This is a genomic window from Nocardioides sp. Bht2 (genome assembly GCF_047308515.1).
Classification (GTDB): domain Bacteria; phylum Actinomycetota; class Actinomycetes; order Propionibacteriales; family Nocardioidaceae; genus Nocardioides.
In genome coordinates this window covers 78,953-95,529 of sequence record NZ_JBLBWI010000015.1, presented here as the reverse complement: position 1 = coordinate 95,529, position 16,577 = coordinate 78,953, and the positions used below count along the sequence as shown (strand labels likewise).

13 protein-coding genes are annotated in these 16,577 nt (G+C 68.0%); 12 read left to right on the top strand and 1 reads right to left on the bottom strand.

The genetic code is table 11. From position 1 onward, the window contains the following. The first annotated feature begins 154 nt into the window (after window positions 1–154). On the top strand, window positions 155–3,016 hold the full coding sequence (locus tag ACLM5J_RS16845; protein ID WP_413657641.1) for a PKD domain-containing protein: 2,862 nt from the start codon (window positions 155–157) through the stop codon (window positions 3,014–3,016). A 174-nt stretch (window positions 3,017–3,190) separates the two neighbouring features. Here ACLM5J_RS16845 and ACLM5J_RS16840 read toward each other — a convergent pair whose 3' ends face one another. Continuing rightward, complete coding sequence (locus ACLM5J_RS16840; protein ID WP_413657640.1) at window positions 3,191–3,832, bottom strand: TetR/AcrR family transcriptional regulator; 642 nt, start codon at window positions 3,830–3,832, stop codon at window positions 3,191–3,193. 46 nt (window positions 3,833–3,878) lie between these two features. Between ACLM5J_RS16840 and ACLM5J_RS16835 the strand changes: the two genes are divergently transcribed. The 11 genes from ACLM5J_RS16835 (at window position 3,879) to ACLM5J_RS16785 (ending at window position 16,526) form a co-directional block, all read left to right on the top strand. Then, on the top strand, window positions 3,879–4,895 hold the full coding sequence (locus ACLM5J_RS16835; RefSeq protein ID WP_413657639.1) for an alpha/beta hydrolase: 1,017 nt from the start codon (window positions 3,879–3,881) through the stop codon (window positions 4,893–4,895). Further along, complete coding sequence (locus ACLM5J_RS16830; protein ID WP_413657638.1) at window positions 4,892–5,743, top strand: SDR family NAD(P)-dependent oxidoreductase; 852 nt, start codon at window positions 4,892–4,894, stop codon at window positions 5,741–5,743. The genes ACLM5J_RS16835 and ACLM5J_RS16830 overlap by 4 nt, the downstream gene beginning before the upstream one ends. Beyond that, complete coding sequence (locus ACLM5J_RS16825) at window positions 5,740–6,666, top strand: ferritin-like domain-containing protein (RefSeq protein ID WP_413657637.1); 927 nt, start codon at window positions 5,740–5,742, stop codon at window positions 6,664–6,666. Before ACLM5J_RS16830 ends, ACLM5J_RS16825 begins: the two co-directional genes overlap by 4 nt. Next, a complete protein-coding gene (locus ACLM5J_RS16820) occupies window positions 6,663–7,169 on the top strand; it encodes a hypothetical protein (RefSeq protein ID WP_413657636.1) in 507 nt (168 codons plus the stop codon). The genes ACLM5J_RS16825 and ACLM5J_RS16820 overlap by 4 nt, the downstream gene beginning before the upstream one ends. Beyond that, the gene (locus ACLM5J_RS16815; RefSeq protein WP_413657635.1) at window positions 7,166–8,650 is read left to right on the top strand and encodes a flavin-containing monooxygenase; all 1,485 of its coding nucleotides are present in this window, start codon (window positions 7,166–7,168) and stop codon (window positions 8,648–8,650) included. Before ACLM5J_RS16820 ends, ACLM5J_RS16815 begins: the two co-directional genes overlap by 4 nt. Window positions 8,651–8,846: 196 nt before the next feature. Next, a complete protein-coding gene (locus tag ACLM5J_RS16810) occupies window positions 8,847–10,058 on the top strand; it encodes an SHOCT domain-containing protein (protein ID WP_413657634.1) in 1,212 nt (403 codons plus the stop codon). Between the two features lie 14 nt (window positions 10,059–10,072). Further along, a complete protein-coding gene (locus tag ACLM5J_RS16805; protein WP_413657633.1) occupies window positions 10,073–11,281 on the top strand; it encodes a hypothetical protein in 1,209 nt (402 codons plus the stop codon). Beyond that, on the top strand, window positions 11,278–11,577 hold the full coding sequence (locus ACLM5J_RS16800; protein WP_413657632.1) for a hypothetical protein: 300 nt from the start codon (window positions 11,278–11,280) through the stop codon (window positions 11,575–11,577). The genes ACLM5J_RS16805 and ACLM5J_RS16800 overlap by 4 nt, the downstream gene beginning before the upstream one ends. Before the next feature lie 17 nt (window positions 11,578–11,594). After that, window positions 11,595–12,275 carry a hypothetical protein gene (locus tag ACLM5J_RS16795; protein ID WP_413657631.1) on the top strand — a complete coding sequence of 227 codons (681 nt, stop codon included), beginning with the start codon at window positions 11,595–11,597 and terminating at the stop codon, window positions 12,273–12,275. 49 nt (window positions 12,276–12,324) lie between these two features. Next, entirely contained in the window at window positions 12,325–15,207 is a 2,883-nt protein-coding gene (locus tag ACLM5J_RS16790; RefSeq protein WP_413657630.1) for a hypothetical protein, read from the top strand. Window positions 15,208–15,248: 41 nt separating this feature from the next. Next, the gene (locus ACLM5J_RS16785) at window positions 15,249–16,526 is read left to right on the top strand and encodes an LpqB family beta-propeller domain-containing protein (protein ID WP_413657629.1); all 1,278 of its coding nucleotides are present in this window, start codon (window positions 15,249–15,251) and stop codon (window positions 16,524–16,526) included. The last annotated feature ends 51 nt before the right edge of the window (window positions 16,527–16,577 follow it).

Genomic DNA, 16,577 nt, shown 5'->3' with positions numbered 1-16,577 from the left:
CACCCAGCCTTCGTGCGTTACGTCGCGCGCCGAGACGCTGCAGTCTGAGCACGGCACGGGCTTGTCCAAAATTGGTCATTCGTCCGCAGCCGACGGTGCGCACACTGGATCAGAGGGCTCGTCCCGAGCCTAGGGACCTTGGGGGTGCGCGTCCGTGCGCCGAACGATGATCTTCCTGTTGACGACCCTGTTGGCGGCTGCGTTGGCGGCCGTCGGTCCAGCCGAAGGCGCGGACACGGGGAACGCGGCTCCACACCCGGGCAGGATCGTCAGCGACGATCCCTCGGCGTTCACGCCGCACATCATGGACGGCGACGTCCAGACCATGACCAAGGTCGGCAATCTGATCGTGGTCGGAGGCAACTTCACCACCGTGCGCAACGCGGGAAGCTCGACCGACATCCCGCGCCGCAACCTCTTCGCCTTCAACGCGACCACGGGTCTGATCAGCACGACCTTCGCGCCGAATCCCAATGCCCAGGTCAGCAAGGTGCTGCCAGCCCCCGACGGCCAGTCGGTCTACATCGGCGGCAACTTCACCAGTGTCACCTCCAACGGGACGACGACCTCGGTGAGCCGTCTCTACAAGGCGGACATCACCACCGGCGCCCGGATCACGCAGTTCCAGCCGGGCACTCTCAACGGCGAGGTCCGCGACATCTCGGTGACCGGCGGCCGACTCTGGATCGCCGGCAAGTTCACCCACGTCCAGGGCCAACCGCAACGGGCACTCGCCACCATCAATGCCACCACCGGGGCCCGGGACACCTACTTCACCGGCGTGCTCGCCGGCTCGCACCAACCCAACACCACCACCAGCGTCCTGCAGATCGCGAGCAACCCGGCGAACAACCAGCTGGTCGCGATCGGCAACTTCGCCACCGTCAACGGCAGCAACCGGCACCAGTTCGCGGTGTTCGACATCTCCGGCGCCAGCTACGCACTGGCGAACTATGCGACGACCCAGTTCGAATCCGGATGCAACCCGGTCTTCCACACCTATATGTCAGACGTGGAGTACTCCCCCGACGGCACCTTCTTCGTCGTCGCGACCGCGGGCGGCTATGGGGGCTACACCGCCAGCATGAACGGCACCAGCGGATGCGACGGCGTCTTCCGCTACGAGACCAACGCCACGGGCGCCGACGTCCGGCCGACCTGGTCCGCCTACACCGGTGGCGACACCACCTGGACCGTCGAGGTGACCCAGGACGTCGTCTACGCCGGCGGCCACCAGCGCTGGCAGAACAACCCCACCACCGGAAACACCGCCGGCGACGGCGCGGTCTCCCGTCCCGGCATCGCCGCCCTCAACACCCTCAACGGCCTGCCCTGGGCCTGGAACCCGACCCGCACCCTCGGGGCCGGCGTCCGGGACATGATCGCCACCGACCAAGGGCTCTTCGTCGGCTCGGACACCGACACCTTCGCCGGCGAGACCCACCGCAAGGTCGCGTTCCTGCCCTTGGCCACCGGCGAGCAGCTGCCACCGCAGGTGCCGCTCGCCCTGCCCGGCGACATCTTCCGCGTCGCCAGCGGCGGCTCGCAGTTGCTCCGCCGCGGGTTCGACGGAACCCAGGTGACGTCGTCCGCCAACGCGCCCAACGGCTCCGGATGGGGCACCTCGGTGGGCGCCTTCATGATCAACGGCATCCTCTACACCGGCTACGCCAACGGCAACCTCACCCGCCACACCTTCGACGGAACCACCTACGGCCCCGAGACCGCCGTCGCCGCAGGCGATGCGCTCTCCCGGATGGACGCCTGGCACGACAGCGACCTCCCGGACATCAGCACGATGTTCTACGACCGCGGACAGATCTACTTCACCCGCAACGGCGAGAGTTCCCTCTACCGCCGGGCGTTCGAGCCGGAGTCGGACATCGTCGGCCAGCAGCGGTTCGCCGCAGGCTCGGTCACCGGAGTCAGCTACTCCACGATGCGCGGAGCGTTCGTGGCGAACGGACGCCTCTACTTCGCGACCAGCTCCGGAACCCTCAACGTCGCCAATTGGAACGGCACCGGCGCGGTCTCCGGCACAGCCAGCGTGATCTCCACCGCCGGCACCGGCTGGTCGTCGCGGGCGATGTTCCTCTACCAGGGCTCCACGATCACCCCGCCGCCCCAGCAGCCGCCGTCGGCATCCTTCACCGTCTCCTGCACCCTGCTCGCCTGCTCGTACAACGCCTCGGCGTCGGACGACTCCGACGGCACGATCACCAACTATGCATGGAACTTCGGCGACGGACAGACGGCCGCCGGCCCGAGTTCGACCACCAACCACACCTACGCCTCCGCAGGCTCGCGGACGGTGACCCTGACGGTGACCGACAACGACGGCCTCACGGGTACGACGACGCGGGTCGCCAGCCCCTCGCAGACCGCCAACCCCGTGACTTTCGTGGGTGCTGCGACCACCACCGGGAACCGGCAGAACCACACGGTCACGATCCCGGCATCGGTCCAGGCCGGTGATCTACTCGTGCTGTTCTTCACCGCCAACAGCACCACGCCGGCGTACTCGGTGCCGGCAGGCTGGACCCAGGCCGAAGCGGTGGCCGGCGGCGGGATCGTCGGGCGCCTGTACACAAGGCTCGCCACGGCCGCAGACGCCGGCTCTGCGGTGACGGTGGTCTCAAGCGGCTACGCCAAGGACGCCACGACCGTCGCCGCCTACCGCGGCGTCGACACCGGCACACCACTGACCGACACGGCGATCCTGCTGCAGACCAGTGACACCGCTGCGCACGTCACTCCGGCGGTCACCGCGCCGGACGGTGAGCAGTGGCTGGTGAGCCACTGGACCGACAAGAGCGGCGCTACCTCCGGGTGGACACTGCCCGCAGGCGTCACCCAACGGTCCACGGGCGCCGGCTCCCCGAGCGGCCACATCGCAGCGGTCCTGGGCGACAGCGGCGGGCCGGTCTCCTCCGGGCCACAAGGCGGCCTGAGCGCGACGGCGAACTCGGTCGGCAGCGCTGCGGTGACCTTCAGCCTGTTGGTCAATCCGTCGTAACCGGGCAGGACACCTTCAGTCCTGAGAACGCGCCGGGTCGTTGGCCGGAAGGGCGTCCACTGCCCACTCCATCCGCTTCCAGTCAGGCCCCGCGACGACGCCTTCGCCTGGCTCGATCAAGCCGTACGCGGAGAAGAGCTGACCAGCGACTGCACCTGAGGCACCGCCGTCGACCTACTCCCCCAGATCGATCAGCCCGTGCCCGAGCCGTCGAGAGACGCCCATCAGCATCTCGACGAGCTCGGGCGCGGTTGCCTGGATCTCGCCGGCGCGCCAGGCGGTGGCGGTCTCGACGAAGCCGCCGATACCGACCAACAACACCACCCGCAGCTCGGTGTCGCTGACGTCGGGCGCCAGGTGTGGTTCGACGTAGACCCGGAACAGATCGACGACGGTGCCGATCGTCTCGCGACGCATCGCCTCGAGCAGGTCACTGCCACCATGGTCGCCGAAGAAGATCTGAGTGTTGCCGGCGTTGGTGGCGATGAAGTCGATGATCGTCTCCAGCGCCACTCGCAACTGCACCGCCGGCGCCGCTTCGAGGTGCGGTTCGACAGAGGCGAGCAGGAGCGCCGTCACCTCTTGGCGCACCTCGCCGGCGACGGCGGCGAGGAGGGCATCGCGGTCGGTGAAGTTCTCGTAGAAGTAGCGATCCGTGACGCCGGCCCGGGCACAGACGCCTCGCATCGTGACGGCTGCCCAGCCCTGCTCGCACCACAGGTCGCGGCCCGCTTCGAGCAGCGCCGTCCGGCGCTGGGCGCGACGTTCCGCGGCGGTTCGTCCGCCGTACGAACGCTGAGTGGCGACACGCGACATGACATGGATCTTGACATCCACCCCCTTGCCACAGCAATCTGCGGGCATGCGCCTTCACAATTGGTCGGCACCGGGGTTGTCGCTCCGGAGCCGGATCACGATGGACGTACTCGCCGCGACCTGGCGCCCGCTGACCGCTGTGCTCCCCTCCGGCCGGTTGGGCACCCTGATCTCTCGGAAACTCATCGCCGGAGGGCTCGCGTTCGCCTCCCCACCCGTGCGCGGCGCAACCTTCACCCCGGTCGAACAACCGTCCGCGGACGGTCCGATCGTGCGGGGCGAGTGGGTCCGGACCCCGGCCACCGACCGCACCGACGGCGTCGTGCTCTACATCCACGGCAGCGGATACGTGGTCTGTTCAGCCCGCACCCATCGCGGTCTCACCTCGCAGATCGCGGCGCGCACCGGCCACCCGGTCTTCTCGATCGACTACCGACTCGCCCCCAACAACGCCTACCCCGCAGCACCCCAGGACGTGCGTGCCGCGTGGGACTGGCTCCTCGCCCAAGGGCACGATCCCTCCCGGATCGTCGTCGCCGGCGACTCAGCCGGTGGGCATCTGGCGCTCACCCTGGTACTCGGCCTGGCCCGTGCCCACGAGCCGCTGCCTGCCGCCGTCGTCACCCTCTCGCCCGTCATCGACCTGGACCTCGCCCGGAGCGCCGTCCGCGACCGGGTCGAGCACGACCCCTTCGCCTCCCCACACGTCGCGCGCCGGGTGATGGCGCACTACGCCGACGATGCCGCCCGCAGCGACGAGGGCCTCCGGATCGCGTTCGACGACATCGACGCCTTCCCGCCGACGCTGGTCCACGCTGGCTCCCGCGAGATGCTCGCCGCCGACTGCACCGAACTGGCGCGCCGCATCCGCGCCGCCGGCTTCCCCGTCGAGCACCGGGTCTGGCCCGGCCTGATGCACGTGTTCCAGGCGATGACCGCGTTGATGCCCGAGAGCAACCGGGCACTCGACGAGATCGCCGACTTCATCGGCGTCCACCTCACGGACGTCGCCCAGTCACCGGTCGCGGCGACGATCCCAACGCAGGAGGCAGCGACAGCATGATCGGATTCACCAAACCGCTGACGAAGCGGGCCAAAGCCGTAGTGACCGGTGCCGGCAGCGGGATCGGCCGCGCCCTCGCCGTCGAACTCGCCGCCCGTGGCGGCCACGTGGTCTGCGCCGACATCGACGAAACCGGCGCCAAGGAGACGGCCCGGCTGGTCGAACGGGCCGGCGGCACCGCGATCACGGCGCACTGCGACGTCAGCCGCTCCGACGACGTCGTCGCACTCCGTGACCGTGCCCTCGACTGGTTCAACGAGGCACCGACGCTCCTGATCAACAACGCCGGTATCGGTGCTGGGGGTCGCACCGTGGGCAAGGCGAGCCTGGACGACTGGGCGCGGACGCTGGGGATCAACCTGTGGGGCGTCATCCACGGCTGCCACCACTTCCTTCCGGCCATGAAGGAGGCGGGTCGCGGCGGCGTCATCAACACCGCCTCGGCAGCCGGGTTCGCCGCCGGGCCTCGGATGGCTGCCTACAACGTCAGCAAGGCCGGGGTGATGAGCCTCTCCGAGACCCTGGCGACCGAGCTCGCCGGTACCGGTGTACGCGTCACCGTGCTCTGCCCGACGTTCGTGAAGACCAACATCTTCAGCGGTGACCTGATCGAGAGTTCCGTGGCGGGGGCTGCGGCACGGATCGCCGACTTCGCCGGAATGTCACCGGAGAAGGTCGCCCGGATGACGCTCGACGATCACGACAAGGGCCGTCTGTACGTCGTCCCGCAGCTGGACGCCAAGGCGATCTGGCTCGCCAAACGGCTCACCCCCACCACGCATGCCCGAGTCGGCGGCATGCTCGCCCGACTCGCCCCGTTCGCTCCCGAGGAAGAAGGACCGCGATGAGCTACGACTTCGACGCGATGCTGCAGACCATCAAGGACAAGCAGTGGTCGCTGGCCGACATCGATTGGGAGGCACCCGGCGCGGAGACCATGTCGGCCGAGACACGGCAGCGCCTGAAGCCGTTCATGGCCGACCTCGTCTGGATCGAGCACATCGGTGCCCGTGGCTTCGCAGCACTCGCCACCAAGGCACCGACGCCGACGATCCGGGAGATCTACCAGTACTTCCACGCCGAGGAGCAGAAGCACGCCAACGCCGAACTCGCCCTGATGAAGCGGTGGGGCATGCTCGACGGCGACCGGATCCCAGAGCCGAACATCCAGGTGAAGATGGCGATCAAGGTCCTCGACAGCTACGGCGACAATCTTCCCCTGGCGGCACTCGCGGCGCTGATCCCGTTGCTGGAGGTCGCTCTCGACGGCGCCCTGGTGAAGTTCCTGACCGATGAGGTCAGCGATCCGGTCTGCGCCCAGGTGTTCCGGCACATCAACTCCGACGAGGCACGCCACATCACCACCGACTTCGAGGTGATGGAGCTGATCGGGATGGGCGGGACGGTCGACCAGCTGACCAACGCTGTGACGCTGCTGGACCCGCGCATCGTGGTCGGGCTGATCGTGGTCTTCGTGCCGCTGATCAGCAAGATCCGCAACAACGTCGTGGCGATGGGTCTTGAGGAACGCAAGCTGATGAACGCCATCCGCCGCTACAACAAGATCGGCAGCCGCGGCGTGCACACCCAGAAGCTGGTCTCCTACCACGTCCTCAAGGCGATGGGCGCGATGATCGTCAACGAGCGGCACCCCTATCACCGGCTCCTCGCGGATCCGCTGGTCGCAATCACCAACCACGTACCACGCAGCCTGTTGGGCAAGCCCCAGTCCTGGGTCGACGGGCTCTCCCCCGAGTCGGTCGCCTCGTGATCAATCCCCAAGCCCAGCAGCCGTTCACCGGCCGTCTGCTCACTGGCACCGACTGGTTCGAGACCTACTACCGCGGCGAACGTGTCGCCCTGCTCGCCACCGGCGCCGAGGCGGCGACGATCCTGCCCGAACTGCTGCACACGGCGGCCTCGGTGACGGTCTTCGAGGAGTCACCGACGTGGGTGACCCCGGTCCGTATCCCGACCCGCAGGCTGCGGCGTCTCGCATCGAAGGCCTACCTGCGGGTGTCGGTGCGCGATCCCTGGCTGCGGCGCCAGTTGACGCCGCACCGCTTCGACTCGCACCGCACGCAGGCCTCCCCCAGTTACTACACGGCTCTGCAGGATCCGCGTACCCGGCTGGTCCACTGGCCGGCCTACGCCATCGTGACTCAGGGCGTGCGTGCGACCGACGGCGTCGAGTACCGATTCGACACGATCGTCGTCGGCACCACCTCCCGATTCGCCGGCACCGAACAGCCCACGCAGAAGGAGGTCGGATGAGCCAGCAGCCCGACCACGAGGTGATCATCGTCGGTGGCGGCCTGTCCGGGATCGGCGTCGCCATCGTCCTCGACCGCGCCGGCTTCAGCGACTACCTACTGCTGGAGGAGGGCGACGGCTTCGGTGGCGCCTGGCATTGGAACACCTATCCGGGTGTCGGCGTAGACATCCCGTCGTTCTCCTACCAGTTCTCCTTCGAGCAACTCTCCGGGTGGTCGCGGGTCTACGCCCCGGGCGCGGAGCTGAAGGCGTACGCCGAGCACTGCGTCGACAAGTACGACGTGCGGCGCCGGAGCCGCCTCAACGCACGCGTCTCCGACACCGAGTTCGACGACGAACTGGACCTATGGCGGGTCCGGCTGGCCAACGGCGAGATGGTGACGGGACGTTTCCTCGTCTCGGCGACCGGCGTCCTGACCAAGCCGAAGAAGCCGGAGATCCCCGGTGTCGACGACTTCCGCGGCACGATGATCCATACCGCACGGTGGGACCACTCGGTGGATCTCACCGGCAAACGCGTCGGGATCATCGGCACCGGTGCCTCCGCCGTCCAGATCATCCCGTCCATCGCACCCCAGGTGGAACAACTCACCGTCTTCCAGCGCACCCCGATCTGGTGCCTGCCGAAACCCGATGCACCGTTGCCCTGGCCGGTGCGTACGGTGCTCGGCCTGGTGCCCGGCTCGAAGGCAGTCGCTCGTCTGGCTGCGCAGTCGTACGTCGAGGTCACCTTCCCGCTCGCCGCCCACTTCCACGGTTACCTGCCGACGGCGAGCGCGGGCGAGAAGCTCGGGCACCTCCACCTGCGGCGTTCCGTGCGCGACCCTGAGGTGCGCCGAAAGCTGACGCCGAACTACTCGTTGGGCTGCAAACGTCCCAGCTTCTCGAACGTCTACCTCAAGACGTTCAACCGAGACAACGTGCTGCTCGACGTCGACCCGATCGCCTCGGTCACCGCAGACGGTGTGCAGACCACATCCGGTACCGAGCACGAGCTGGACGTACTGATCCTGGCCACCGGCTTCAAGGTCTTCGAGAAGGGCAACATGCCGCCGTTCCCGGTCACCGGCAGCGGCGGCGCCGACCTGGAGAACTTTTGGCTGACCCACCGTTTCCAGGCCTACCACGGAGTGAGCGTGCCGGCGTTCCCCAACCTGTTCTCGGTGTTGGGCCCCTATGGCTACAACGGGTCCTCATACTTCAACCTGATCGAGACCCAGAGCCGCCACATCGTCCGGCTCCTCGAAACAGCGCGGAAGCGCCGGGCCACCAGGGTCGAGGTCACCGAACGGGCGAACGCCGCCTACTTCGCCTCGGTGCTCGCACGGCGCGACAAGCAGGTGTTCTTCCAAGGTCAGTGCTCCACCGCCAACAGCTACTACTTCGACGAGCACGGCGACGTCCCGCTCCGACCATCATCGACCCTGGAGACGATGTGGGACGCGAACCATTTCCCTTTGCAGGACTACACATTCACCTGATCCGGACCGGACTGCGTGACACCGCTACGCGGTCACCTGCCTGGTGATGTCGCGGGCCGTCCGGGGAGAAAGCGACCAAGCATCCTGCCCGGACCGCCGCCGTTGAACCAGTCATCGCCAACTTTCGCCGTACATCGCGAGGATGCGCCGCTAGGCTGGGCCGCGGTTCTGACCCTGCACACACGGAGGCGCACTCATGGGACTCATTCAGGCAGCGATCGGTGCGCTCGGCGGCACCTTGGCCGACCAGTGGAAGGACTTCTACACCGTCCCCAACGGTCTGGCTCCGACGGCGGCGCTGTTCTCCGCTGTCCCGCGTGGCACCAACAATGACCGCGGTTCCAACACCAAGGCCTCCGACGGTGTGATCACCAACGGCTCCAAGATCGTGGTGCCCGAGGGCTACGGCCTGGTGCTGATGCAGGACGGCGCGATCACCGGTTTCGCTGCCGAAGCCGGCGCCTATGAGTGGAACTCCGAGGCGCAGGATTCGCAGTCGATCTTCGCCGGGAACGGCATCGTGAGCCCGCTGATCACCACGTCGTGGGAGCGGTTCAAGTTCGGCGGCCGGCCGAGCTCGCAGCAGCGCGCCTACTTCGTGACGCTCAAGGAGCTGCCCAACAACCGCTTCGGAACCCAGTCCGAGATCTACTGGGACGACGCCTACATGAACGCTCAGGTCGGTGCGGTCACCCGCGGTACCTACACGTTGAGCATCACCGACCCGATCCTCTTCATCAAGGCGTTCGTGCCCGCTGCCTACCTCGAGCCGGGCCGCGTCTTCGACTTCACGGACGTCGACAACGACGCCGCCTCGCAGCTCTTCAACGAGGTGGTCGGCTCGCTCGCCCCCGCGTTCTCGATGTACACCAACGACCCGGCCAAGGGGAACCGGATCACCAAGATCCAGCAGGACTCGGTCGGATTCGCACAGAGCCTCTCGGCCGCCGTCGAGCAGAACTACAAGTGGGCCTCGGGCCGCGGCCTGGAGATCGTCTCCACCGCGATCATCGCCATCGAGTACGACGAGGCCACCCGCGAACTGCTCCGCAACGTCCAGCGCGCCGACGCCCTCTCCGGCGCCCGCGGCAACTCCAACCTGCAGGCCTCGGTCGCCGCGGGCATGGAGTCGGCCGGCGCCAACGCCGGTCCCGGCGGGATGATGGGCATGGGTATGGCGGCCAGCTCGATCGGCATCGGTGGCCTCCAGCAGCCGGTCCCCGGCGTGGGCGCCCAGTCCACTCCGCCTGCCGCCCCGGCAGCCGCCGCACCTGCGGCACCCGCCGAGCCGGCTCCGGCCGCCGAGGACCCGATGGCGATGCTGACCAAGGCGAAGCAGATGCTCGACGCCGGTCTGATCACCCAGGAGGACTACGACGCGGCGAAGGCCAAGGCTCTGGGTCTCTGACCCGAGACTCCATGATGAGCGAGACCCCCATTGAGCCGGCGCCGGAAGCGCCGCCGATCGACGCACCGACGATCGACACCGCCAACACCGACCTACGTGACGGCGTCAACCGTTGCGCGAAGTGCGGTTCGACGGAGATCCAACTGCGGGTCTCGACCGGCATGCTGATCTGCCTCTTCTGCCGCCACGAATGGGCAGAGGAGCAGATCGACCCGCTCGTCACCGGGGAAGGTTCGCTGCGCGACCTCACCGGGACCACGGTCGCCTCCGGTGCCGCCGACATCAATGCCGACGCCGGTCTCTTGACGCTGAAGTGCGGCGGTTGTGGCGCGGAGGTCGTGGTCAACACGGCTGAGGCGACGTCGTCGCGCTGCCACTGGTGCAGGCACGTCCTCGCCGTCAACACCCAGGTGCCCAACGGCGCCGTCCCGGACGCGGTGTTGCCGTTCAGCGTCACCCGGGAACAGGCCGTCAAACACATCGAGGAGTTCGCGAGCAAGCGGCGCACCTTCGCCCATCGCCAGTTCCTCAAGGAGTTCAAGCCCGAGAACGTGGTCGGCGTCTACCTCCCCTACATGACGGTCGACGGCAACATCAGCGCCGACGTCGCCGGGCACGGCGAGATCGAGACTCGGCGCTACACCCGCGGTACCGGAGACGACAAGGAGACCGTCTACGACGCCGACGTCTACCAGATCGATCGGCACGTGGACTTCACCGTCGACGACCTGACCTTGGAGTCGTCGAGCGAGCGCGCCAACATGACGGCGTTCGCGAACACCAACAACGTGATCAACACGATCCTGCCGTTCGACACGAAGAACGCCGTGCAGTGGAACGCCAACTACCTGGTCGGCTACACCTCCGAGCGCCGTGACCAGGACGTCGAGGCGATGCGGCCGGCGTTGGAGCACCAATTGCTCTCCATCGCCCGTTCCCAGGTCGAGGGCTCGGTAAGCAACTACGACCGAGGCGTCCGCTGGGAGGCCGAAGGACTCGACGTCCACGGCACCCGCTGGGTCTCGATGTACCTCCCGGTCTGGCTCTACTCCTACTACCACGAGGAACGAGGCCGAGCGATGGTTCACTACATCGCCGTCAACGGACGCAACGGCGAGACGATGGGCAGTGTGCCGGTCTCCTACTGGCGCCTGGGGCTCGCAGCCCTGGCCACCGGCACCGTGCTCGAAGGCGTTGCCATCGCGATCCTGGCGGTCTCGTGAACGCGCTCGCGGTGGAGGCAGCCACCTACCTGGCTCAGACGTCGGCCGACTCCGGCGACAGCCCCTGGTTCATCCTGTTGCTCGGCCCGCTCGGCGGCGGCGCCGTCTACTGGGGACTTTTCCGGTACTACCGCAACACCGACAAGTCGCACGACTTCGAGCGGGAGACCCTGATCGAGGCGCAGCCGGTCACCGGCAACGACCGGAAGGTCGACGAGGTGCACGGCACCAAGCGCACCTCGATCCAGGGCGACAACGTCAGTTCGCACCGCGAGCGGGTCCAGCGTCTACGGTGACGACCTAGACTCGTCGCATGGGCGCCGACGACGAGGCCGCTGCCAGCGCACACTCGCGGCGACTGGCGAAGTGGACGCGCGACGCCGACGACCTGCGGGCCGCGAGTGCACCGCCGGATGACCCGGAGACCGCACCCGAAGTCGCGGCGATGGCGCGCTACCGGCGATCCCGGACCGGTGTCATCAGGCTCCCCCATCCGTTGGTCTCCGCCCGCCGCTACGGCGCGCTGACCCGCCGGCGCCACGAGCTCAACCGCCGCTCCGCGCTGGCCGTGGCGCTGCTCCCGGTACTGATCGTCATCGGCGCGCTGCTCGACCCGCTGGCGGCCCAGGTGGCGATCTGGGCCCTGCTGGTCCCCAGCGCCGGCGCGGTGATCCACTACCGCCGCAAGATTCGGGCGATCGATGCCGAACGGCAGATCACCCTGCGCGGCGGTGTCGCCGACGCCTGGTCCGACTGGCTCGCCGCTCGCACCCGACTCGAGCAGCTCGACGACGCCTCTCAGGCCCGCGCGCAGCTCGGCGCAAGCGAGGACCGGATGCACGCGTTGGTGCTGACGCTGAGCACCGACGAGAACCACGCAGCCCGCGACTGGGTCTACCGTAACGCTGCTGGCGCCAACGCACTCGCCGCAACCGAACAACGCCTCGAGTTGGAGACCGTCCGAGCGCCTATCCTCGACGATCCGCCGAGCTGACCTCGTCGCTTGTCAGCGAGCTGTCAGCGGGTCTCGGCACGATCCGACCATGATCACTCGTCGTCTGTTCGCGTTCCTCGCCGCCCTGTTGCTCGGCCTCGGCCTCGCCGCACCGCCAGCCGTCGCGGCCGGCCAGCCCGGGGCCTGGTACGACGGCGCGATCAAGTACTCGACGATCACCAACTGCGCCTCGATCATCTACGGGACGCCGTACACCGAGCACGGTATCGACACCTATGTCGGCAGCTGGGCGGACCCGGACGACAACTTCCCGAAGACGAACGACTCGTTCCCCGTGCACATCGTCGTCTCCGGACCGGGACGGGCCTGCGACGCTCAGCTGTTCCAGCTCGGACTGAAGCTGCCGAGCGGCGTCACCATCGATGCCAGCAAGGCCCCTGAGTGCTACTACCAGGGCACCCGGACGACGGCGCCCAGCGAGTGCCCGACCGCACTCCAGTCCGGCACCTACGGCGCCGGAACCGTCGGCTACAAGTCAGGAATGTCGCAGTACGCGAACGGCTGGCCGGTTCCGGTCGGGAAGATCTGGGAGTTCCGTCTCTGGGTCAAGGCCAGTCAACCTGTCAGTGGCGTCGAGTTACGCGCCTTCGTCGACATCGCCGACGGCAACAGCAACCCGGTGCTGCAGCCGACCTCGCTGATGCACGTCTTCTCCGGCTCCCCCGCTCCGGGCGGAACCCCGCAGATCATCCACGACACCATCTCGACCTACGCGAGCCCGACCTACACCCTGGGCTCGAGTACCGGCAACACCAAGTACGGGATCCTGTCGGCCGGGACACTGCTGACCAAGGGGCAACAGGGCACGGTCTACCTGCAGCGCGGAACGTCGGCAACCAACCTGAACCAGACCGCCGGGTGGGCATTCAATCTCAACGATCCAGCCTTCGTCTTCTGGAACGACTGGGATGAGCCCGAGTTCAGCGCGATCCAGCCGAACACCATGTATTACTGGCGCCTCGGCTTCAAGCCCAACGGTTCGACGGCCACCGCCTGGGGACCGACCCAGTCGTTCCGCTCACTGCGCCAATCGACCTGCGATGGGAAGAAGATCACCATCAGCCTCGACCTCGGACAGGTTCCGAGCGCTGGTCCCGACGTGATCCTGGGCACCGCCGGCAAGGACACCATCAACGCCGGCGACGGTGACGACTCGGTCTGTGGTGGCGGAGACGACGACAGCATCAGCGGCGGTGAAGGCAACGACCACCTCTACGGCGAGGGCGGCAACGATCTCATCGATGGCGGCGTCGGCCACGACGAGCTGGACGGAGGCGACGGCAGCGACGTCCTCGACGGTGCGGAGGGCAATGACTTCCTCCTCGGCGCGAACGGCGACGACACGTTGGTCGGTGGCCTCGGTGACGACAACATCCGGGGCGGCCCCGGCACCAATACGGCGTCCTACCAGTCCGCGACCTCCGGCGTTACGGTCTCCCTCGCCGGCCAGGCGGACCTCACCGTCCAGAACACCATCGGCGCCGGAAACGACCTGCTCAACGGGATCCAGAAGCTGATCGGATCCCCGCACGACGACACCCTGACCGGGTCGGCCGCCAACGAAACGATCGAGGGCGGCGACGGCCGCGACACCATCGATGGCGGGGCAGGTGACGACGTACTGACCGGTGGGGTCGGCGTCGACAAACTGTCCTACGCCACGTCCGCGGGCGGAGTCACCGTCGAGCTGGCGAAGAGCACGGCGCAGAACACGATCGGGGCCGGCATCGACACCGTGAAGGGGTTCGAGAACCTCGACGGCAGCCAGCACAGCGACACCTTGACCGGCACCGCTGCCAACGAGGTGCTCGGTGGACTCGGTGGCAACGACGTCCTCGACGGCGGGTCGGGCACCGACATCCTCAACGGTGGCGGAGGCAATGACCGCGTCGTCTTCGGCTCCGCCACCGCCGGGGTCGACGTCTCGCTGGCGACCACGAGCGGCCAGCAGACCGTCGGCGCCGGGACCGTCTCGCTCCATGCGGTCGAAGGAGTCGACGGCACACCCCACAACGACCGACTCACCGGGTCGGCCGGCGCCGACGCACTTCGCGGGTTCGGGGGTGACGACGTCATCGACGGGGGTGGCGGCGACGACACCCTCGACGGCGGCGCCGGCAGCGACAAGGTCAGCTACGCAGCCGCTGCCTCCGGGGTGCAGGTCGACCTCAGCCTCACCACCGCACAGAACACCGGCGGCGCCGGCACCGACACGGTCCTCGGCTTCGAGGCGATCGACGGTTCCCCGCACTCCGACACCCTGGCCGGGTCGGCCGGTCCGGACACGATCCGCGGACTCGGCGGCCACGACATCCTGCGCGGCGGAGCCGGCAACGACGTGATCGAGGCGGGCGCCGGCAACGACACCATCGACGGGGGCCCTGGCACCGACCTGGTGAGCTACCTGTCGGCGACCGCAGGGGTGCGCGTATCGCTCGCCACCACGGCGCCGCAGGCGACCGGCGGCTCCGGCACCGACAGCCTGATCTCGGTGGAGAACCTGAATGGTTCGCGCTTCGCCGACTCGTTGGTCGGCTCCTCGGTGGCCAACGTGATCCGGGGCTACGCGGGCAGCGACCGGATCACCGGCGGTAGCGGCGACGACACCCTGTGGGGTGGCTCCGGCAACGACACCGTCAACGGAGACGCCGGCAAGGACGCCGTGTACGGGGAGTCCGGGAAGAACACCCTCAACGGCGGGTCCGGCAACGACAAGCTGTACGGCGGAAACAGCGCCGACAGGCTGTCCGGAGCCGGAGGTGCCGACTACCTGTCGGGCAGCGGTGGCAAGGACAAGCTGTACGGCGGCGCCGGTGTCGACCGACTCAACGGCGGCACCGCCCGCGACCTGTGCGACGGCGGCCCAGCCCGCGACCGGATGACCAGCTGCGAAGTACGTCGCCGCCGGTGACGACGGAGAGCTCCTTACTCGACCGATCGAAAGGTCATCTCATGCTGTGGATCAAACGCGCTGTGGCAGCGACCAGCCTGACTCTGCTGACGATGTTCGCCGTCACGCTTCCTGCCACGGTCCCGGACAGGGTGCCGACCGGAGCCGCCCAAGCCGCCCCACCGTCAGGCACCATCGTCTTCATCAAGAGTCACAACGTGTGGTTGATCCGCCCGGACGGTTCAGGCCTCTACCAGGTCACCCGTGACGGTACGTTCGGAGCGCCGTACGTCTCGCCCTCGATGTCGGATGCTGGCGTGATCGCGGCGGGCCGAGGGCCGTACATCGTGCGGATGAAGCAGAACGGGCAGGTGCTCAACCGGATCGATCCACACCCACTGACGAACTCGGTGAGCCACCCCATCGACGGCGCTCCGATCCAGGTCGCGATCTCACCCGACGGACGACGGATCGCCTATACGTTCGCCAGCTACTCCTGCCCGATCGGCGCCAGTTGCGGCCTACGGACCGCGACCGGGGTGACCGACTCGGCAGCGCTCTCCCCTAACCGGGTCGGTACGAACTACTTCTCGTCGCCGTCCTGGATCACCAACAGCAGGTTGATGGTCCACGGCGGATACGGCTCCCACGTGATGGTCCAGGACCTGGCCGGCGCGCCAGCACACTGGTACGACGACTCCGAAGTGGTCGACCCTGGAGAGGACCTGAGTGCTGGCGCGGTCTCCCGAGACGGGAGCCGACTCGCCGTGGTCCGCAGTTACGGCGCCACCACACACCTCGCAACGGCGTCCGTCGCCGGGGACCCGCGGACGGCGCCGGTCAGCGGGCTGGCCGATCCGACCTACCTCTGCTTCACCAACCAGGACGCCGCCATCAACTCGCCGAGTTGGGGACCTGACAACCGATCGGTCGTGATCGGCGACTCCGACGGCCTGGTGATCCTGACCGAGGGCGCGGCCTGCGCCAGCACCGGTATCCGCGCCCTCGCACCAGGAGGCTCGGCACCTCACTGGTCCCCGGGCACCCTCAACCCGGGTCCACGCCTCTTCTCACCGATCTCCACTCCTCGGATCACCGGGAAGGCGCGTGTAGGGCGCAAGGTGACCGCAACCACCGGCGCTTGGTCGCCGAAGCCGTCGACCGTGGCGTATCGATGGTTGCGCAACGGCAAGGCGATCAAGGGGAAGGCCGGCGCGAAACGCACCTACGTGGTGCGTCGCACGGATCGTGGCCGTCGACTATCGGTACTCGTGACGGTCAAGCGGTCCGGATACTCGAACGCGGCCCTCCGGGCAGCCACCGTGCTGGTCCGTCGCTGACCATCGGACGACGTGCATCGAATCCCGGATTCCCACCCGGTGAACGCGCGA